Below are 16,617 nucleotides of genomic sequence, written 5' to 3' on the forward strand. Positions count from 1 at the left end.
CGTGCGCCTAACCGTCAGGCAGCGCCGATAGCCACTGGCGAGCCCGCCAAAAACCGACATAATCTGGGTAGAATCAGTGGCCGCGCGCGATGCGCCGTCCCCCTCCCTCCCCGAGGTCGATTTGGCTGACATTCCCTTCGCCTACCCGCTCTCCCGCCGCCGGCTGATCCGCGCCGGCGCGCTCGGCGCCGCAGCGGCTTTCGCGCCGCAGGCCTTCGCCAAAGGCGGCGTGAAGACGGCCGACGCGACGCCGGCGCCCGCCCCCGGCGAGATCGAGACCCACGGGCTCTCGACTTTTGGCGATCTCGCCGAACCGGCGAATTTCAAGCAGTATGGCTATGTCGCTCCGGACGCGCCGAAGGGCGGCCAGTTGATCCTGACGACGCAGGCGTCGACCTTCGACTCGCTCAACGGCTACATCCTGCGCGGCACGCCGGCGCAGGGCGTATCGCTCGTTTTCGACAGCCTGCTTTCCCAAAGCTATGACGAACGCGACGCCTATTACGGACTCGTCGCGCGGGCCGTGCGCATCTCCGCCGACAAGCTCACTTACCGTTTTTTGCTGCGGCCCGAGGCCCGGTTCCATGACGGGTCGAAGCTCACGGCGGAAGACTGCGCCTTCTCGCTCAACATCCTCAAGAGCAAGGGCCATCCCATCATCGCGCAGATGCTGCGCGATCTGGTTTCCGCGGAGCCGGAGGCGGACGACGTGCTGGCGGTGCGGTTCGCGCCCGGCCGCACCCGGGATCTGCCGCTGATCGTCGCGGGTCAGCCGATCTTTTCGAAGGCCTATTACGCCAACCGCGCCTTCGACGAAACCACGCTGGAGCCGCCCCTGGGCTCGGGCGCCTATAAGATCGGCGCCTTCGAACAGGGCCGTTTCAACGCCTTCGACCGCGTCGCTGACTATTGGGGCAAGGACCTGCCCGTCAATGTCGGCCAAAACAATTTCGACCAGATCAGGTTCGAATATTTCGGCGACAGCAACGTCGCCTTCGAAGGCTTCAAGGCGGGCGCGTACACGCTTCGGGTCGAGGACACGGCGCGCATCTGGGCGACCGGCTACGACTTTCCGGCGGTGCGCGACAAGCGCGTGATAAAGGAGACGTTCCCGAGCCGCCGCATCCCGGGCATTCAGGGCTGGTACTTCAACACGCGCCGCCCGATGTTCAAGGACGCGCGCATTCGCGAGGCGCTCGGCTACGCCTTCGACTTCGAATGGGCAAGCCACAATCTGATGTATGACGCCTATAAGCGCGTCACATCCTATTTCGAGAATTCCGAGCTCGCCGCGACGGGAACGCCCGACGCGGCGGAGCTTGTCCTGCTCGAACCATACCGGGCGGAGCTGCCGGCCGCGGTTTTCGGCCCGGTCCCCCTGCCGCCTGTTTCCGATGGCTCGGGCCAGGACCGCAATCTTCTGCGCAAGGCCAATGATCTCCTGCTCGCCGCCGGCTGCACGCGCAAGGGCGACGTGCTGCTGCTGCCGGACGGCAAGCCGCTCGAATTCGAGTTTCTCGACCGCTACAATCTCTTTGAGCGGATCACCCTTCCCTTCATCAAGAATCTTCGACTACTCGGCGTGAAGGCGACCTTTCGCGTGATCGACAGCGCGCAATACAAGCAGCGGCTGGAGACGTTCGACTTCGACGTGACGGTCGACAATCTGGTCGTCAGCCATTCGCCCGGCGAGGAGCTACGGAACTATTTTGGCTCCGATGCGGCAAGATTCCATGGCTCTCGCAATCTGGCGGGCATTTCCGACAAGGCGGTCGACGCGCTGATCGACAAGGCGCTCAAGGCCGAGTCCCGCGCTGAACTCGTCACCGCCTGCCGCGCGCTCGACCGCACGCTGCGCGCCGGACATTATCAAATCTTTCACTGGTACACGCCGGTCGAGCGCATCGCGCATTGGGACGTTTTCGGCCGGCCTGAGCGGCCGCCGAAATATGAGGTCGGCTACATCTCGACCTGGTGGTGGGACGAAGACCGCGCGCGCAAGATCAACTTCGCCGGACGCTGAAAACCGTATGACATGCCGGTCCGTATGAAAAACACGGGACGTTAGAATGGGCGCCTATATCGCACGCCGCGTGCTGCTGATGATTCCGACGATTCTGGGAATCATGCTTATCTCCTTCGCCATCGTGCAATTCGCGCCCGGCGGCCCCGTCGAGCGTATCATCGCGCAGCTTCAGGGCTTCGACGTCGGCGCCACTTCGCGCTTTTCCGGCGGCGGGGGCGACGTTGCGCAGACGAGCGGCGGGCAGGCGACCGGCGGCGCGGCGGACACCACGTCGAAATATCGCGGCGCGCAGGGGCTCGATCCCAAATTCATCGCGGAGCTCGAAAAGCAGTTCGGCTTCGACAAGCCGGCCTGGGAACGCTTCCTGCTGATGGTGAAGAACTACGCGATGTTCGATTTCGGGCGGAGCTATTTCCGCGACGAAAGCGTCATCAAGCTCATTGGCGAGAAGCTTCCCGTCTCCATGTCGCTCGGCCTGTGGATGACGCTGCTTTCCTACTCGATCTCCATTCCGCTGGGCATCGCCAAGGCGGTGCGCGACGGCACGAGATTCGACATGTGGACGTCAAACCTCATCATCGTCGGCTATGCGATCCCGAGCTTCCTCTTCGCCATGCTGCTGATCGTGCTCTTCGCGGGCGGTTCCTTCTGGCAGATCTTCCCGCTGCGCGGCCTCACCTCCGACGATTTCGACCAGCTCACGCTATTTGGAAAGGTAAAGGATTATCTCTGGCATATCGTTCTGCCGGTGAGCGCCATGACGCTCGGCGCCTTCGCCACGCAGACCTTTCTGACCAAGAATTCCTTCCTCGACGAAATCCGCAAGCAATATGTGCAGACCGCGCGCATGAAGGGCCTGACCGAGAACCGCGTTCTCTATGGGCACGTCTTCCGCAACGCCATGCTGATCGTCATTGCGGGCTTTCCGGGCGCTTTCGTCCACGCCTTCCTCACCGGCTCCGTGCTGATCGAGACGATCTTCTCGCTCGACGGGCTCGGCTATCTCTCTTTCGAGAGCATCGTGAACCGCGACTATCCGGTCGTCTTCGCCAATCTCTATATCTTCGCACTGGTGGGTCTCGTGGTGAACCTCCTCTCCGATCTCACCTATACCTGGATCGATCCGCGGATCGATTTCGAGACGCGCGAGGTCTGACATGAGCGCCACGACCGACGCCCCGGCCCGCCTCGCCCCGCCCATCGCCCGCGACGGGCTTCTGCGCCTCTCGCCGCTCGACCAGCGCCGGCTCGCCAATTTCAAGGCGAACAAGCGCGGCTATTGGTCTTTCTGGATTTTCATGACGCTTTTCGTCATGTCGCTCCTCTCCAACGTTCTGGCGAACGACAGGCCGATCCTCGCCTGGTACAAGGGCGAGTTGCTCTTCCCGGCCTTCGTCACCTATCCGGAGGAGAAGTTCGGCGGCTTTCTGGCGCGCACCGACTATCGCGATCCGGTCATCGCCAACGAGATCAACGCCCATGGCTGGATGCTCTGGCCGCCGGTGCGCTATTCCTACGACACGCATAACCTCGAACTGCCGACGCCCGCGCCCTCTCCGCCGACCTGGATGCTGACGCAGAAGCAATGCGAGATCGCCGCCGCCAGGGGACTGCGTTCCGGCGAGCCCAATCGCGGCTGCGCGGCGCTGGAATATAACTGGCTGGGCACGGACGATCAGGGCCGCGACGTCGTCGCGCGCCTGCTCTACGGCTTCCGCATCTCCGTGCTTTTCGGGCTCATCCTCGCGACGATCTCCTCGATCATCGGCGTCGCGGCGGGAGCGATACAGGGCTATTTCGGCGGGCGGGTCGATCTCGTCTTCCAGCGCTTCATCGAGGTCTGGTCGTCCCTGCCGCAGCTTTATCTGCTCATCATCATCTCAAGCTTCCTCACGCCAGGCTTCTTCGTGCTGCTCGGCATCCTGCTCCTCTTCTCGTGGGTCTCCCTCGTTCATGTCGTGCGCGCCGAGTTCCTGCGCGCGCGAAACTTCGAATATGTGAACGCGGCCCGCGCGCTGGGGCTCACCAATTTCCGCATTATCTGGAAGCATCTGCTGCCCAACGCCACTGTCGCAACGCTCACCTTCCTGCCCTTCATCCTCAACTCGTCGATTACGACGCTCACGGCGCTGGACTTCCTGGGCTTCGGCTTGCCGCCCGGCTCGCCCTCGCTCGGCGAATTGCTGCTGCAGGGCAAATCCAATCTCCAGGCGCCCTGGCTCGGCCTCACCGGCTTCGCCATCATCGCGCTCATGCTGTCGCTTCTCGTCTTCGTCGGCGAGGCCGTGCGCGACGCCTTCGATCCGAGAAAGAATTTCCGGTGATGGGGGCAAAGATCAAGAAAATCATGCACAGGCATTACCCTGCGGCGAATCTGCCGGAAGATTTGTGGGAAGGAATCCCCTTGAACACGTTGGTGACGGTCACGATTGAGCGGGAGGAACAAGCCTCTTTATGGGCGCCGAAGAAACCTGCGTTGCTCCCTGCCGAAAAATCGAGCGATCGAGACGGACAATGACCTCCACCCCCCTCCTCGACATCCGCGACCTCTCCGTTTCCTTCCTGCAAGGCAAGCGCGAGACGAAAGCCGTCGACGGCGTCTCCTTCTCCGTCGAGCGGGGAAAGACGCTCGCGCTCGTCGGCGAGTCCGGCTCCGGCAAATCGATCAGCGCGCTTTCCATTGTGCGGCTCCTGCCGCCGGGCGCCATGGCGACGGGCCAGGCGCTGTTCGCCGGGAAGGATATGCTCAGGATCAGCGAGGGGGAGCTGCGCGCGGTTCGCGGCGCGCGCATCACCATGGTCTTTCAGGAGCCCATGACCTCCCTGAACCCGTTGCACACGATCGAGCAGCAGATTGCGGAAATCCTGGAGCTCCACGGCATGCGCGGCCGCGACGCCATGCGCAAGCGCGTGATTGAGCTGCTCGCCGAGGTCGGCATTCCAAATCCCGAGGCGCGGCTCGGAGCCTACCCGCATCAGCTGTCAGGCGGGCAACGCCAGCGCGTCATGATCGCCATGGCGCTCGCCAACAAACCGGACCTGCTGATCGCCGACGAGCCCACGACCGCGCTCGACGTCACCGTGCAGGCGCAGATCATCGCGCTGCTGGAGCGTCTTCAGCAGACCTACGGAATGGCGATCCTCTTCATCACGCACGACCTCAATCTCGTGCGCCGCTTCGCCGATAGAGTCTGCGTCATGCAAAAGGGGCGCATCGTCGAGAGCGGCGACGTGCAGGCGGTCTTCACGGCGCCGAGCCACCCCTACACCAGGACGCTTCTCACAGCGGAACCCAAGGGCGAGCCCGTCGTCGAGGACGAGAACGCCCCCGTCGTCATTTCCGCCGACGATCTGCGCGTCTGGTTTCCCATCAAGCGCGGCTTCATGCGCCGCACGGTGGATCACATCAAGGCGGTGGACGGGGTGACGCTGCAGGTGCGCGCGGGCGGCACGGTGGGCGTCGTCGGCGAGTCGGGCTCGGGAAAGACGACGCTGGCGCTCGCCATGCTCCGCCTCATCCGCTCGGACGGGCCGATCGTCTTCCTCGGCTCCCGCATCGACGGGAAGAGCGTCGCGGAGATGCGCCCGCTGCGGCGAGACATGCAGATCGTGTTTCAAGATCCCTATGGCTCGCTCTCGCCTCGCATGTCGGTTGCGGAGATCGTCGCGGAGGGCCTCACCGTGCAGCGGCCGGAGCTCACGCTCGACGAGCAGCGGGAGATCGTGGCGCGCGCCCTGAAAGAAACCGGCCTCGATCCGGCGACGATGGATCGCTATCCGCACGAATTCTCCGGCGGCCAGCGCCAGCGCATCGCCATCGCCCGCGCCATGGCGCTCGAACCGAAACTCGTCGTACTGGACGAGCCCACTTCGGCGCTCGACATGTCGGTTCAGGCGCAGATCATCGATTTGCTGCGCGACCTCCAACGGCGCCGCGCTTTGGCTTATCTGTTCATTAGCCATGACCTGCGCGTGGTGAAGGCGTTGGCGGGGCGCCTGATTGTCATGCGACACGGAAAAGTCGTAGAGTCCGGCCCGGCGCAGCAAGTCTTCGCTCATCCGGAAAATGATTATACGAAGGCGCTTTTTGCGGCGGCGTTTCGGAATCAATCAGAATTGATTGACATGCACTGCCAATCGAAGAGCCAATTTTAATATTGCCTTATGCTTGATCGCGGCCTTAGCGGCTGCAAGAGTCAAGGCGTGTTTTGATCGATTCGCCGGAGCTCAGAGGAAGAGATGACGACCCCCGCCGAGGAAGCCGCCGTTATTATCAGGTCGCGTCGCGACGCCGGCGCGATCGACGCGGCGATCATTCTCGGGCGCGCTTTCTTCGGCATCGCGGACCTTGGCGAGCGCGTCGCCTCCTTTTCCTATTCCGAACTTCCGGGTTTCCCCGTGGCGCCAGGCGTGGAGGATGGCGAGTTCATCATTTCCCAGATCGACGGGCTCACGACGGCCATTCTCAAGGGGCGTTCGACCTTCTACGAGACCGGCGACCCCAGCCTGATGTCGACGCCGCTGGAGACGATGGCGCTTCTCGGGGTGCGCAACGTTCTGTGCACGGGGCTGGTGCTGTCCGTGCAGGCCGATCTCGTGCCCAGCAGCATCGTCATGGTGACCGACCACATCAATTTCACAGGGCTTAACCCGCTGATCGGCGCGGCCGCTGGCGGCAAGGCGACGGTCAATATGAACGACGCCTATGACAAGCGGCTTCTGAGGCGCATCAAGACCGCCGCCGCGACGGCGGGCGTGGCCGTGCATGACGGCGTCTTGATGTGGTTCTCAGGACCGAGCTTCGAGACGCCGGCGGAGGCGAAAGTCGCGCGCCAGCTCGGGGCCGACATTTTCGGCTGGACGATCGTCCCGGAAGCGATCCTCGCTCGACGCTACGGCCTGAATTTCGCGGGCGTCGCCGTCGTGACGGATTTCGGCGCGGGCTTCTCCAACGGCAATCCCAATGCGGACATCACGCGCGGCCCCGCGGTCGCGGGCGTCGTCGCGACGAAGCGGCTGATGCGCTCCTTCGTCAGAATGCGCTGATCCGCCTCAAGCGCGCCGCGCGGGATCCCGGAAGGCGAGCATCGTCGCCTCGATTGTCTGCACGGTTTCCCCGTCGCCATTCAGCGTCGCCGCGCGGAACGTGACGAATCCCCTGTCCGGCTGGGAGCGCGAGGCCCGCAACTTCGTGATCTCGCCCTCGATATGAAGCCGGTCGCCTGGCCGCACCGGGCGTTTCCATGAAATATGCGCATCCATGCCCACGACGCCGCCCGCGAAGGACAGGCCGGATTTTTCCAGCAAGAGGCGCAAAGTAAGCGCGCCGGTCTGCCAGCCGCTGCCAACCAGCCCGCCGAACATGCTTTCCTTCGCCGCCTCGGGATCGACATGGAAGAATTGCGGATCATTGTCGCGCGAGAATCGGACCATGCTCTCCTCGGTCATCTCGACCGATGACGACTCCAGACGCTGACCGACGGCGAGGTCTTCGAAATAAACGGGTTTCGACATCGCCGCGACTAGCCTTCCAGGCGCTTCACGGCGGTAATGTCCCCGGCGCCTGCGCTCAGATTGCGCGTGCGAACCAGATCGAGCGGCTCGCTAGAGACGAGCATATGCGCGCCGTTGGCGTGCAGCAGCGTCGCCGCGTCGCGCATGATTCCCACATGGCCTTTCCAGAAAATGAGATCGCCGCGTTGCAGGGGCGCGCCGATCTCGACGGGCCTTCCAAGCCGCGCTTCCTGCATGTCGCTGTCGCGCGGCGCCTTTTTGCCGGCCGCCGCGAGCGAGATCTGCACGAGGCCGGAACAGTCGACGCCGATCGAGGACTTGCCGCCCCAAAGGTAAGGCGCGCCGATCAGCGTCTCGGCCACGGCGACGAAATCCGCCGCCGGCCTGTCGAGCTGCGCGAGATGCGGGCGCCAGATGAAGCCGAGATCGCGCATCACATGGAAGTTCTCGCGCTCGTCCACGATCTCGACTTCGGCGCTCAGCGGCAGAGCGAGCAAAGGCGGCTGCTTGATGCTCGCGGCCGGATAAACGAAAGTGCGCGGCACGCAAACGCGATGCGTGGGCGAGCGCAAGGCGCTCCACAGCGTATTCGCAGCGATCCAGCCGACATAGCCGTCGCGGTCGAGCTGCGCCCAGGCCCAGCCTTCCTCCTCGTCATAGACGGTCACGCGCTCGCCATAGAGCGCCTGCGTGTCGATGGGGCAATCGGGGCGCGGTTCGCGACGCAGGTCGACGACGCCCTCCTTCACCTCCATCACGGCGCCTTCGACATAACGGTCCGCCGTGACGCGGCCCTTGAGATAGGCGGCCGCAAGGTCGGGCCGCGCAGGCGTGAGCCGCCGGTCGAATGTCTCGCTCAAATTTTTAAGCCTTTCCGCGCGAGGCGCGATCTTCGATCAGTTGATAAAGCAGCCGCGCGCTCTGCACCTCGCCGCCCTCAGGCCGGCCCGGCTTTGTCGAGGGATTCCAGCAATAGACGTCGAAATGCGCCCAGCGCGTCGGGTCGGCCACGAAGCGGCGAAGAAACAAAGCCGCGACGATGGAGCCCGAAAAGCCGCCGCTCGTGACGCTGACGAGATCGGAGATCTTGCCGTCCAGTCCATTGTCGTAATTATCCCAGAGCGGCAGGCGCCAGACGGGATCGTTGGAGGCGCGGCCATGCGCGGAGATCTCTTCGGCGAGCGCGTCGTCGCCCGTATAGAAAGGCGGCAGCTCCGGTCCCAACGCCACGCGCGCGGCGCCCGTGAGCGTCGCGAAGTTGAACAGCAGATCGGGCTCGCCCTCGCTCCCATAAGCGAGCGCGTCGGCAAGGATGAGACGGCCCTCCGCATCCGTATTTCCGATCTCGACCGTCAGGCCCTTGCGGCTGCGGTAGATGTCGCCCGTGCGGAAGGCGTTCGACGAGATCGAGTTTTCGACGATCGGCAGCAGAACGCGCAGCCGCACGGGCGCGTCGCCGTCCATGATCATCGAAGCGAGCGCGAGAGTCGTCGCCGCGCCGCCCATGTCCTTCTTCATGAGGGCCATGGCGGAAGACGGCTTGATGTCGAGACCGCCCGTGTCGTAACAGACGCCCTTGCCGACCAGCGTCACCTTCAGCCCGTCCTCGGGTCCATGTGTGAACTCGACGAGCCGCGGCGCCTGCGCCGAGGCGCGGCCGACGGCGTGGATCAGCGGGAAATTCTCGGCGAGAAGCGCGTCGCCGACGATGGCGCGCGACTGGGCGCCGTGCTTCGCCGCAAGCGCCAGAGCTGCTTCGGCCAAAGCCTCCGGCCCCATGTCGTTCGCGGGCGTGTTGACGAGATCGCGACCAAGCGCAACCGCGCTTGCGATGCGCTCGACGCGTGCGCGGTCGATTCCCTCCGGCGCGCAGAGGCGCGCCTTCTCGCCTTTCGGGGTCGAATAGCGCGTAAAGGAATAGCTTGCGAGCAGAAAGGCGAGCGCCGCCTGTTGCGGATCGGCGACGCCGTCTCCAAAGCGATAGAGCCCGGCGGGCAGGGAGGCCAGCTTGCCGACGAGGAAGGGGTCGCGCTTCCTGGCGTCCGCGTCCTCGACGCCAAAGAAGACGCGCGCCGGCGCGCCGTCGAGCGCCGGAACGATAAGCTGGGTTCCGGGCTTTCCCTCAAATCCGGTGGCGGAGGCGAGCGCGGAGACGATTGACGGCAGGCCCTCCTTGACCTGCGGCCAACCGCTCTTGTCCACGAAATCGATCGCGGTCGCCTCGGCGGACCAGTCTTCAAGCTTCATCGTCATCGCCGCTTTCAGCCTTTGTTAAGCATCCATTAGGGTTAACGCTTTATTGCTCGGGATCGAAGCTCATCCATTCAGATCGGAACAGATTCGCCGTGACCAAGGCGCTCCTTCCCTCCGCAAGACAGCTCCCCCTTTGCGCTCTCGCGCTCGCCGCGCTTGTCGGACTTTCCGGCTGCAACAAAACCTCCCTTGGCGACATTACGGGCTCCATCGGCCGGTCCTCCACGACCCTGCCCTCGGACGAAGGCGAACTCCGCCGCTTCGCCGAGGATTGGGGGCGGCGTTACGACCGCAATCCGAAGGATAAGACCACCGCGCTGACCTACGCCAAGGCCTTGCAAGCGCTCGACCAGAACACGCAGGCCGTCGCCGTGCTGCAAGGGCTGGCGATCACCTATCCCGACGATATGAAGGTCCTCGGCGCCTATGGCAAGGCGCTTGCCGATGCGGGCAATGTGCAGCAGGCCGCCGAGGTTCTGCGCAAGGCGCACACGCCGGAGCGGCCCGACTGGTCGATCCTTTCGGCGCAGGGCTCGCTCGCCGACCGCCTCGGCGATCACGCCGCCGCACGCGGCTATTACGAAGACGCCTTGAAGATCCGGCCCAACGAGCCGTCCGTTCTGTCCAATCTCGGCCTTTCCTACGCGCTCGCGAAAGATCTGCCGCACGCGGAAGAAACCCTGCGCCTCGCCGCGAGCCAGCCGACGGCCGACATGCGCGTGCGCCAGAATCTCGCGCTGGTGCTGGCGCTGCAGGGCAAGTTCCCCGAGGCCGAGGAATGGTCGCGGCGCGACCTGCCGCCCATCGACGCCGCACAGAACGTCGCCTCCATCCGCCAGATGATCTCGCAGTCCGACACCTGGCGCGACATTCAAACGGCGCCGAAGCGCAACGGCGCAAGGAAGTGCTGCGCGCCTGAAGGCGCGCGGTCCCTATAAGCGCCGAAGGACCGCGAGCCTTCAGGCTCGCATCTTTATTTTTGAGGCCAATTCATCGCATTCCGCCGAAACCCGGCGGCGCCCCACGTCCGCCGCCGCCATGCCGAACGCCCTCATTATTCTGCGGCGAAAGGCGCGGCGCCGGCGTCGCCGGGCGCATCATGGCGGGCGCCGCCTGCGGCGAGGGCGACGGCGGCTGCCGCATCATGCCGGCCGGCGGGCCGCGGTCGGGCGGCGGCGCATGCGCGGCGGGCGGCGCCATCTCGCGCATTTGCGGCGGCATTCCGGGCGGCGACCCCGCACGCATATGCGGCGGCTGCATGGGCTCGCGCCCGCCGCGCACGTCTTCGCGGGGGAAACCCCGCGGCGACGCGATGCCCTGCGGCGCCTCCCGAATGCGCGGGGGCGAGCGGTCGACGCCAAAATCGCGCATGCCGGGCGCCGGCATGCCCATGGGGTCGCGCATCGGCGACGCGCCGGGCCGCCCCATCGACTCGCCGAAGCTCGGTTGCGGGCGCTCTATCGCCCGAAGCGGGCGCTGCGTCTGTCCGGCGTCGCGCCGTTGCGGCGGGGTCGAACGCGCGGGCGGCGACGCGCCGTTTCGACCGACTGGCGTTTGGCGCTGTGCGGCGTCCGGCCCGCCGGCCGGCGCCATCCCGCCGGCGCCATCCCGCCGACCCCGCTCCGCATGGGCCCCTCGTCATGGGAGGGTGAAACAGTTTTGGCCGGAGGGTTGCCGAGCCCGCGGGCCCCAAGCGGACTGGCGGTCGGCTGCGGCTCCTGGCCCAAAGGCGAGGCGCGGTCGCGCGGTCCCGCCTCGTTGGGCGGAAGCCCCTTCCCTGCCGGGGCCGGCGGCGCAGGCAACGCATGTGCGCTCGGCGCGCCCGTAGGCGGCGTTCCAGCGGGCTGGGCCTGGACCGGCCCGCCCCCCGCCCCCGAAGTCGCCGGCGGAACGCCCCGCCCCGCCGGAAGCGGCTGAGCATTGTGGAGTCCGGCCGCCGCCGGGGTCGAAGACGGAGGCGCCTGTCCGCCGGGAAGCGCGCCGCCGGCGCCAGGCGCCGCCGGATCGATCCCGGCCGGCCCCGTCGCCGGCGCGACGGCGGCGGGCGTCGCCGCGTTGCGCCTGGCGATGAAGTTCGGCAGCGCCGCGCCCACCGCGACGGCCGCCGCCCCTGCCCCGACCGCGGTGAGCGCGCCGGTGGAGATCACCGCGCCCACCGGGTCGCGCACCACGACATTATTCGCGCGCGGATCGACGACGATGGCGTTATGCGCGTTGGCGTATATGAAATTGTCCGGCGGCGGGGCGATGTAATCGGGCGTCCGCTGCCAGGCCGGTATCGGCACATATTGCGGCGCCGGCAGCACATAGGGCTGCGCGATGACGACAGGCGGCGGCAGGACGACGAAATCCGGCGGCGGAGGGGGCAGCAGATAGACCGGCGGCGGCGGGGGCGGAACAAAGCCCCACATCGGGTCGTCAAAATAAACGGCCGGCTGCTCGACGAAGACGATCTCCTCCGGCGGCGGCGGCGGATAATCGTAGGCGATCATCTCGAAGTTTGGCGGCGGCTCCAGCTCGGAGCGCAACTCGGCCAATCGGCGCCGCGCGTCCCAGGCGTGCGGGCCCTTCGGGTAGCGGCGCAGATAGGTCCAATAGGCGTTGGGCGAGTCCACGACGCGTGAGCGGCGCCAGGTCAGCGCCTCGCGCCGCGCTGCGAGAATGGCGCGCGCCCGCTTGGCGTAGGGCGAGGCCGGATAGGTGGCGACATAATCCTGATAACCCTGCAAAGTGTCGCGGCGGATCGCGGCCGAAAAACCCTCCTCCGGCCCGAGCGCCTTGATGGGCCGCGCCAGACGCGACGCGTCGGCGACGCGCGCCGGCGCGTCGGCGTCGCGCTGAAAAAACAGGAAGTCCGTCTGGACGCCCTGCGAATTCCACGGGATCTGCCCACCCTTGGTCATCTCCGAGACGCGCAGGCGCGTATTCTCGAAGACCTCGGCCAGCGGCGCGCCGCCGTCGCGGATCATTTCGGCGAGCGCATGAGCATAAGGTCCGTAGTCGCCTGTCGCTTCCGGGGCGATCGTGCCCGGCGCGGCGTTGTAGGCGAGCAACATCCGCCCGCCCGGCTCATAAAGGGCGAGGCCGCCGGCAAGGGGTTGCCCTTCGAGATGGAATGGATTGGCGCGGGCGGCGTCGAGCGCGACGACGCTGAGCCTGGCGCCCGAGGCGGCGAGCGGCTTCAGATAATCCGATACGCGCAACGCGCGCATGGGAATGTCGGCGTCGCGCGTCAGCCGCACGTCAACGGGCAGAAGATAGTTTTCGCCTTCGAGCTGCAGACCATAGCCCGAAAAATAGACGAAGATGACCGCATCGGGCCCCACCTCGGCGGCCTTGTCCAGAAAGTCGCGGAAAGTCTGTTTGAGCGCCGCCTCTTCGAGGTCGCGCGCGCCGGTGACGTCGAAGCCGGCCGCCTGCAGGGTCTGCGCGACGAGACCAGCGTCGTTCGCCGCCACCGGCAGCGGCTTCGCGCCATAGGCGGATTCGCCGACGACCAGAGCGAGGCGCCGCTCGGCGGCGCGCGCTCCTGCGACAAAGGCGATCATGACCGCAGCGACGGCCAGAAACGTCCGGAATAGCTGCATCCACTTGTCTCCCCCTGGACGCCAGCCCCCAAAAGCGTCTCCAATACAGCAGCTTCGCCGCTGAATGCGTGATGAACCATGCGCGGCCGCGCATGGCGGGAAGACGGAAACTCCACGCCGTTTATTTGGACAGTTTGTGAATTTTTTGAGCGGTCGGCGCCTCGTATGGAAGCCGGCCCGTCATAGGCGCCCGCAGAACCGCCGTTTAGTATAGATTATATGCACCCTGGCACGGGCATTGCTGACGAAACGCCCATCCTGCCGTTATTGGAAGCAGCGCCGCACACATGAAAATCATCACCGCCATCATCAAACCCTTCAAGCTCGACGAAGTGCGCGACGCCCTCATGGCGATCGACGTGCGCGGCATGACCGCGACAGAGGTGAGGGGCTACGGCCGCCAGAAGGGTCACACCGAAATCTATCGCGGCGCCGAATATATCGTTTCCTTCCTACCAAAAGTGAAGATCGAGATCGCCGTGCCGGACGAGTTCGCCGACCGCGCCGTAGAGTCGATTCGTCGCGCCGCCCATACCGGGCATATCGGGGACGGCAAGATTTTCGTGACCCCGCTGGAACGCGCCGTCCGCATCCGCACGGGCGAGACGGATAACGAGGCGTTGTAGCAGCGGCCGCGATTTCGCCCCTCCCCCTTGCGGGGACAGGCGCCCGCAGCGCCGCCAATAAAACCAATCAACGACAAACCCGGACGCTCCCAATGCGTAAGTTTTTCGCGGCGCTCGCCTGCGCCCTCGCCGCCACCCCTGCCCTCGCGCAGGACGCGCCCAAGATCAACGGCGCGGATACGGCCTTCATGATCGTCTCCACCGCGCTTGTGCTGATGATGACGCTGCCGGGCCTCGCGCTCTTCTACAGCGGCATGGTGCGCAAGAAGAACGTGCTCGCCACCATGGCGCAGAGCCTCATCGCGACGGCGGTCGTCTCGCTGCTATGGATCGGGATCGGCTATAGCCTCGCCTTCTCGGGCGACGGCGCCTATATCGGCGATACGGCGCGCTTGCTGCTCACGGGCGTCGGCGTCGGCACGGCCAGCCCATTCGCCACGGGGATCCCCGAAATCCTCTTTATGATCTACGAGATGACCTTCGCGGTCATCACCTGCGCGCTGGTCGGCGGCTCGGTCGCCGAGCGCATGAAGTTCTCGGCCTTCATCCTCTTCTGCATCGTCTGGCTCTTCATCGTCTATGTGCCCTCCACGCATTGGGTGTGGGGAGGCGGCTTCCTGCAGAAGATGGGCCTTCTCGATTTCGCGGGCGGCACGGTCGTGCATATCAACGCGGGCGTCGCGGGCCTCGTCTGCGCGCTCGTCCTGGGCAATCGCGTGGGCTTCGGCCGCGAGAACCTTTCGCCCTTCGATCTCTCGCTCGCGGTCGTCGGCACGGGCCTGCTCTGGGTCGGCTGGTTCGGCTTCAATGGCGGCTCGGCGCTGGGCGCCAATTCGCGCGCCGTCTTCGCCATCGTGGCGACGCATCTCGCCGCCTGCGCGGGCGCGATCGTGTGGAGCGGGCTCGAATGGATCGAACGCGGCAAGCCCTCCGTGCTCGGCGTGGTGTCCGGCGCGATCGCGGGGCTCGGCACGATCACGCCGGCCTCCGGCTATGTCCTTCCCTGGCACGGCGTCGTCATCGGCCTGATCGCCGGCGCCGTCTGCTACTGGATGTGCACCGTCGCGAAGCACAAATTCCAATATGACGACACGCTCGACGTGTTCGGCGTTCACGGCGTCGGCGGCGTCATGGGCACGCTGATGGCGGGCGTCTTCGCAACGCGCGCGATCACCGCCTCGGAAAGCAATCCCGGCGTCGCGGGCCTGCTGGAAGGCGACATGCATCAGTTCGTGGTGCAGGCGATCGGCGTCGGCGTGACGATCGTCTGGTGCGTGATCGGGACGCTGATTTCGCTGAAAATCGTGTCGGCCTTCACAAGCCTGCGCGTAACGAGCGACGACGAGCGCGAAGGGCTGGACATCGCTCTGCATGGCGAGGCGCTGCATCAGTAAGGCGGGCGCAAGGCGCAAGGCCCTCTCTTCGAGGAACCGGAGAGAGGGCCTCTTGCATTTGACGCGACCACGCCTCTAAAGCCCTTCTCCAGAATGAGGTATTTTTTTACCGCTATGTCTTCTTCCTTGTTTTTTCTAGGAGACTAACGGACATACGAAGCAAAAATGAGCTTGACGCCCTCTCCAGCTTCCCCTATCCAGCCGCATCCGAACAGTTCGTTCAGACGGAATCCCCCCATGTATGGCAAAACCTATTCGGCGAAGCCCGCCGATATTGAAAAGAAATGGGTGCTGATCGACGCCTCCGGGCTCGTCGTCGGCCGCCTCGCCACGATCATCGCGCTGCGTCTGCGCGGCAAGCACAAGGCGACCTTCACGCCTCATATGGATGACGGCGACAACATTGTCGTCATCAACGCCGACAAGGTGGTGCTGACCGGCCGCAAGCGCGACCAGAAGGTCTATCACCATCACACCGGCTTCCCGGGCGGCATCAAGGAGCGCTCGGCCAAGTTCATCCTCGACGGCCGCTTCCCGGAGCGCGTCCTCGAGAAGGCCGTGCAGCGCATGCTGCCCCGCGGTCCGCTCGGCCGTCAGCAGCTCGGCAATCTGCGCGTCTACAAGGGTGCGGAGCATCCGCACGAAGCGCAGAACCCCGTGACTCTCAACGTCGCCGCCATGAACGCCAAGAACGTCCGGAGCGCCTGATTATGGCCGAGACCACCCTTTCCTCGCTCGCCGACCTCAACCAAGCCGCCGTCGCCGCTGCGGTCGAGGCGCCCAAATATGAGCAGAAGCTCGACAAGTACGGCCGCGCCTACGCCACCGGCAAACGCAAGAACGCCGTCGCCCGCGTGTGGGTCAAGCCGGGCTCCGGCAAGATCACCGTGAACGGCCGCGACATTGAGGTCTATTTCGCCCGTCCCGTGCTGCGCATGATCCTGCAGCAGCCGCTCGGCGTCGCCAAGCGCGTCGGCCAATACGACGTCATGGTGTCGGTCGCCGGCGGCGGCCTCTCGGGCCAGGCCGGTGCGGTGCGCCACGGCCTCGCCAAGGCGCTGACCCATTACGAGCCGGAACTGCGCTCGTCGCTCAAGAGGGAAGGCTTCCTCACCCGCGACTCGCGCGTGGTCGAGCGCAAGAAATACGGCAAGCGCAAGGCCCGCCGCAGCTTCCAGTTCTCGAAGCGCTGATCGCACTGCGCGCATCCAGCGTCG

The 16,617-nt window shown here is 65.5% G+C and carries 16 protein-coding genes; 11 read left to right on the forward strand and 5 right to left on the reverse strand.

What is annotated here, in order from left to right; all coding sequences use genetic code 11:
• Window positions 1-121 precede the first annotated feature (121 nt).
• From ACNHKD_RS13125 to ACNHKD_RS13150, 6 genes are all read left to right on the forward strand, one after another.
• On the forward strand, window positions 122-2,023 hold the full coding sequence (locus ACNHKD_RS13125; RefSeq protein ID WP_442753933.1) for an extracellular solute-binding protein: 1,902 nt from the start codon (window positions 122-124) through the stop codon (window positions 2,021-2,023).
• A gap of 46 nt (window positions 2,024-2,069) precedes the next feature.
• Window positions 2,070-3,182, forward strand: coding sequence for a microcin C ABC transporter permease YejB (locus ACNHKD_RS13130; RefSeq protein ID WP_442753934.1), 1,113 nt, complete (start codon window positions 2,070-2,072; stop codon window positions 3,180-3,182).
• Between the two features lies 1 nt (window position 3,183).
• Entirely contained in the window at window positions 3,184-4,350 is a 1,167-nt protein-coding gene (locus ACNHKD_RS13135) for an ABC transporter permease (protein ID WP_442753935.1), read from the forward strand.
• The gene (locus tag ACNHKD_RS13140) at window positions 4,350-4,544 is read left to right on the forward strand and encodes a hypothetical protein (RefSeq protein WP_442753936.1); all 195 of its coding nucleotides are present in this window, start codon (window positions 4,350-4,352) and stop codon (window positions 4,542-4,544) included. The genes ACNHKD_RS13135 and ACNHKD_RS13140 overlap by 1 nt, the downstream gene beginning before the upstream one ends.
• A complete protein-coding gene (locus tag ACNHKD_RS13145; protein WP_442753937.1) occupies window positions 4,541-6,181 on the forward strand; it encodes an ABC transporter ATP-binding protein in 1,641 nt (546 codons plus the stop codon). Before ACNHKD_RS13140 ends, ACNHKD_RS13145 begins: the two co-directional genes overlap by 4 nt.
• 84 nt (window positions 6,182-6,265) lie before the next feature.
• Complete coding sequence (locus tag ACNHKD_RS13150) at window positions 6,266-7,072, forward strand: phosphorylase family protein (protein ID WP_442753938.1); 807 nt, start codon at window positions 6,266-6,268, stop codon at window positions 7,070-7,072.
• Between the two features lie 6 nt (window positions 7,073-7,078).
• On the opposite strand, the gene ACNHKD_RS13155 is transcribed toward ACNHKD_RS13150, so the two are convergent.
• From ACNHKD_RS13155 to ACNHKD_RS13165, 3 genes are read right to left on the reverse strand one after another with little or no spacing between them, the layout of a single operon-like run.
• Complete coding sequence (locus tag ACNHKD_RS13155; RefSeq protein WP_442753939.1) at window positions 7,079-7,540, reverse strand: MaoC family dehydratase; 462 nt, start codon at window positions 7,538-7,540, stop codon at window positions 7,079-7,081.
• Between the two features lie 8 nt (window positions 7,541-7,548).
• Entirely contained in the window at window positions 7,549-8,400 is an 852-nt protein-coding gene (locus ACNHKD_RS13160; RefSeq protein ID WP_442753940.1) for a C40 family peptidase, read from the reverse strand.
• Between the two features lie 4 nt (window positions 8,401-8,404).
• A complete protein-coding gene (locus ACNHKD_RS13165; RefSeq protein ID WP_442756895.1) occupies window positions 8,405-9,787 on the reverse strand; it encodes a leucyl aminopeptidase family protein in 1,383 nt (460 codons plus the stop codon).
• 98 nt (window positions 9,788-9,885) lie between these two features.
• Here ACNHKD_RS13165 and ACNHKD_RS13170 point away from each other — a divergent pair, with 98 nt between their 5' ends.
• Entirely contained in the window at window positions 9,886-10,731 is an 846-nt protein-coding gene (locus ACNHKD_RS13170) for a tetratricopeptide repeat protein (protein WP_442753941.1), read from the forward strand.
• A gap of 52 nt (window positions 10,732-10,783) precedes the next feature.
• On the opposite strand, the gene ACNHKD_RS13175 is transcribed toward ACNHKD_RS13170, so the two are convergent.
• Window positions 10,784-11,221: a hypothetical protein gene (locus ACNHKD_RS13175; RefSeq protein WP_442753942.1), complete on the reverse strand. Its 438-nt coding sequence runs from the start codon at window positions 11,219-11,221 to the stop codon at window positions 10,784-10,786.
• A 29-nt stretch (window positions 11,222-11,250) separates the two neighbouring features.
• On the reverse strand, window positions 11,251-13,380 hold the full coding sequence (locus ACNHKD_RS13180; RefSeq protein WP_442753943.1) for a caspase family protein: 2,130 nt from the start codon (window positions 13,378-13,380) through the stop codon (window positions 11,251-11,253).
• Window positions 13,381-13,667: 287 nt separating this feature from the next.
• Here ACNHKD_RS13180 and ACNHKD_RS13185 point away from each other — a divergent pair, with 287 nt between their 5' ends.
• The 4 genes from ACNHKD_RS13185 to rpsI all read left to right on the forward strand — a co-directional run bounded on the left by ACNHKD_RS13185 (window position 13,668) and on the right by rpsI (window position 16,593).
• A complete protein-coding gene (locus tag ACNHKD_RS13185) occupies window positions 13,668-14,006 on the forward strand; it encodes a P-II family nitrogen regulator (protein WP_442753944.1) in 339 nt (112 codons plus the stop codon).
• A 92-nt stretch (window positions 14,007-14,098) separates the two neighbouring features.
• The gene (locus ACNHKD_RS13190; protein WP_442753945.1) at window positions 14,099-15,400 is read left to right on the forward strand and encodes an ammonium transporter; all 1,302 of its coding nucleotides are present in this window, start codon (window positions 14,099-14,101) and stop codon (window positions 15,398-15,400) included.
• 237 nt (window positions 15,401-15,637) lie between these two features.
• Window positions 15,638-16,108, forward strand: a complete 471-nt coding sequence (gene rplM / locus ACNHKD_RS13195; protein WP_442753946.1) for a 50S ribosomal protein L13 — start codon at window positions 15,638-15,640, stop codon at window positions 16,106-16,108.
• Window positions 16,109-16,110: 2 nt separating this feature from the next.
• A complete protein-coding gene (gene rpsI / locus ACNHKD_RS13200; RefSeq protein ID WP_442753947.1) occupies window positions 16,111-16,593 on the forward strand; it encodes a 30S ribosomal protein S9 in 483 nt (160 codons plus the stop codon).
• The last annotated feature ends 24 nt before the right edge of the window (window positions 16,594-16,617 follow it).

It is taken from the genome of Methylocystis sp. JAN1 (genome assembly GCF_052186135.1).
Taxonomy (GTDB): domain Bacteria; phylum Pseudomonadota; class Alphaproteobacteria; order Rhizobiales; family Beijerinckiaceae; genus Methylocystis.

What these genes read in the sequence shown, in the direction of transcription:
- ACNHKD_RS13130 (WP_442753934.1), top strand. Translation starts at nt 2,070, where the DNA reads ATGGGCGCCTATATCGCACGCCGCGTGCTGCTGATGATTCCGACGATT.
- ACNHKD_RS13135 (WP_442753935.1), top strand. Translation starts at nt 3,184, where the DNA reads ATGAGCGCCACGACCGACGCCCCGGCCCGCCTCGCCCCGCCCATCGCC.
- ACNHKD_RS13140 (WP_442753936.1), top strand. Translation starts at nt 4,350, where the DNA reads ATGGGGGCAAAGATCAAGAAAATCATGCACAGGCATTACCCTGCGGCG.
- ACNHKD_RS13145 (WP_442753937.1), top strand. Translation starts at nt 4,541, where the DNA reads ATGACCTCCACCCCCCTCCTCGACATCCGCGACCTCTCCGTTTCCTTC.
- ACNHKD_RS13150 (WP_442753938.1), top strand. Translation starts at nt 6,266, where the DNA reads ATGACGACCCCCGCCGAGGAAGCCGCCGTTATTATCAGGTCGCGTCGC.
- ACNHKD_RS13155 (WP_442753939.1), bottom strand. Translation starts at nt 7,540, where the DNA reads ATGTCGAAACCCGTTTATTTCGAAGACCTCGCCGTCGGTCAGCGTCTG.
- ACNHKD_RS13165 (WP_442756895.1), bottom strand. Translation starts at nt 9,787, where the DNA reads ATGAAGCTTGAAGACTGGTCCGCCGAGGCGACCGCGATCGATTTCGTG.
- ACNHKD_RS13175 (WP_442753942.1), bottom strand. Translation starts at nt 11,221, where the DNA reads ATGGGGCGGCCCGGCGCGTCGCCGATGCGCGACCCCATGGGCATGCCG.
- ACNHKD_RS13180 (WP_442753943.1), bottom strand. Translation starts at nt 13,380, where the DNA reads ATGCAGCTATTCCGGACGTTTCTGGCCGTCGCTGCGGTCATGATCGCC.
- ACNHKD_RS13185 (WP_442753944.1), top strand. Translation starts at nt 13,668, where the DNA reads ATGAAAATCATCACCGCCATCATCAAACCCTTCAAGCTCGACGAAGTG.
- ACNHKD_RS13190 (WP_442753945.1), top strand. Translation starts at nt 14,099, where the DNA reads ATGCGTAAGTTTTTCGCGGCGCTCGCCTGCGCCCTCGCCGCCACCCCT.
- rplM (WP_442753946.1), top strand. Translation starts at nt 15,638, where the DNA reads ATGTATGGCAAAACCTATTCGGCGAAGCCCGCCGATATTGAAAAGAAA.
- rpsI (WP_442753947.1), top strand. Translation starts at nt 16,111, where the DNA reads ATGGCCGAGACCACCCTTTCCTCGCTCGCCGACCTCAACCAAGCCGCC.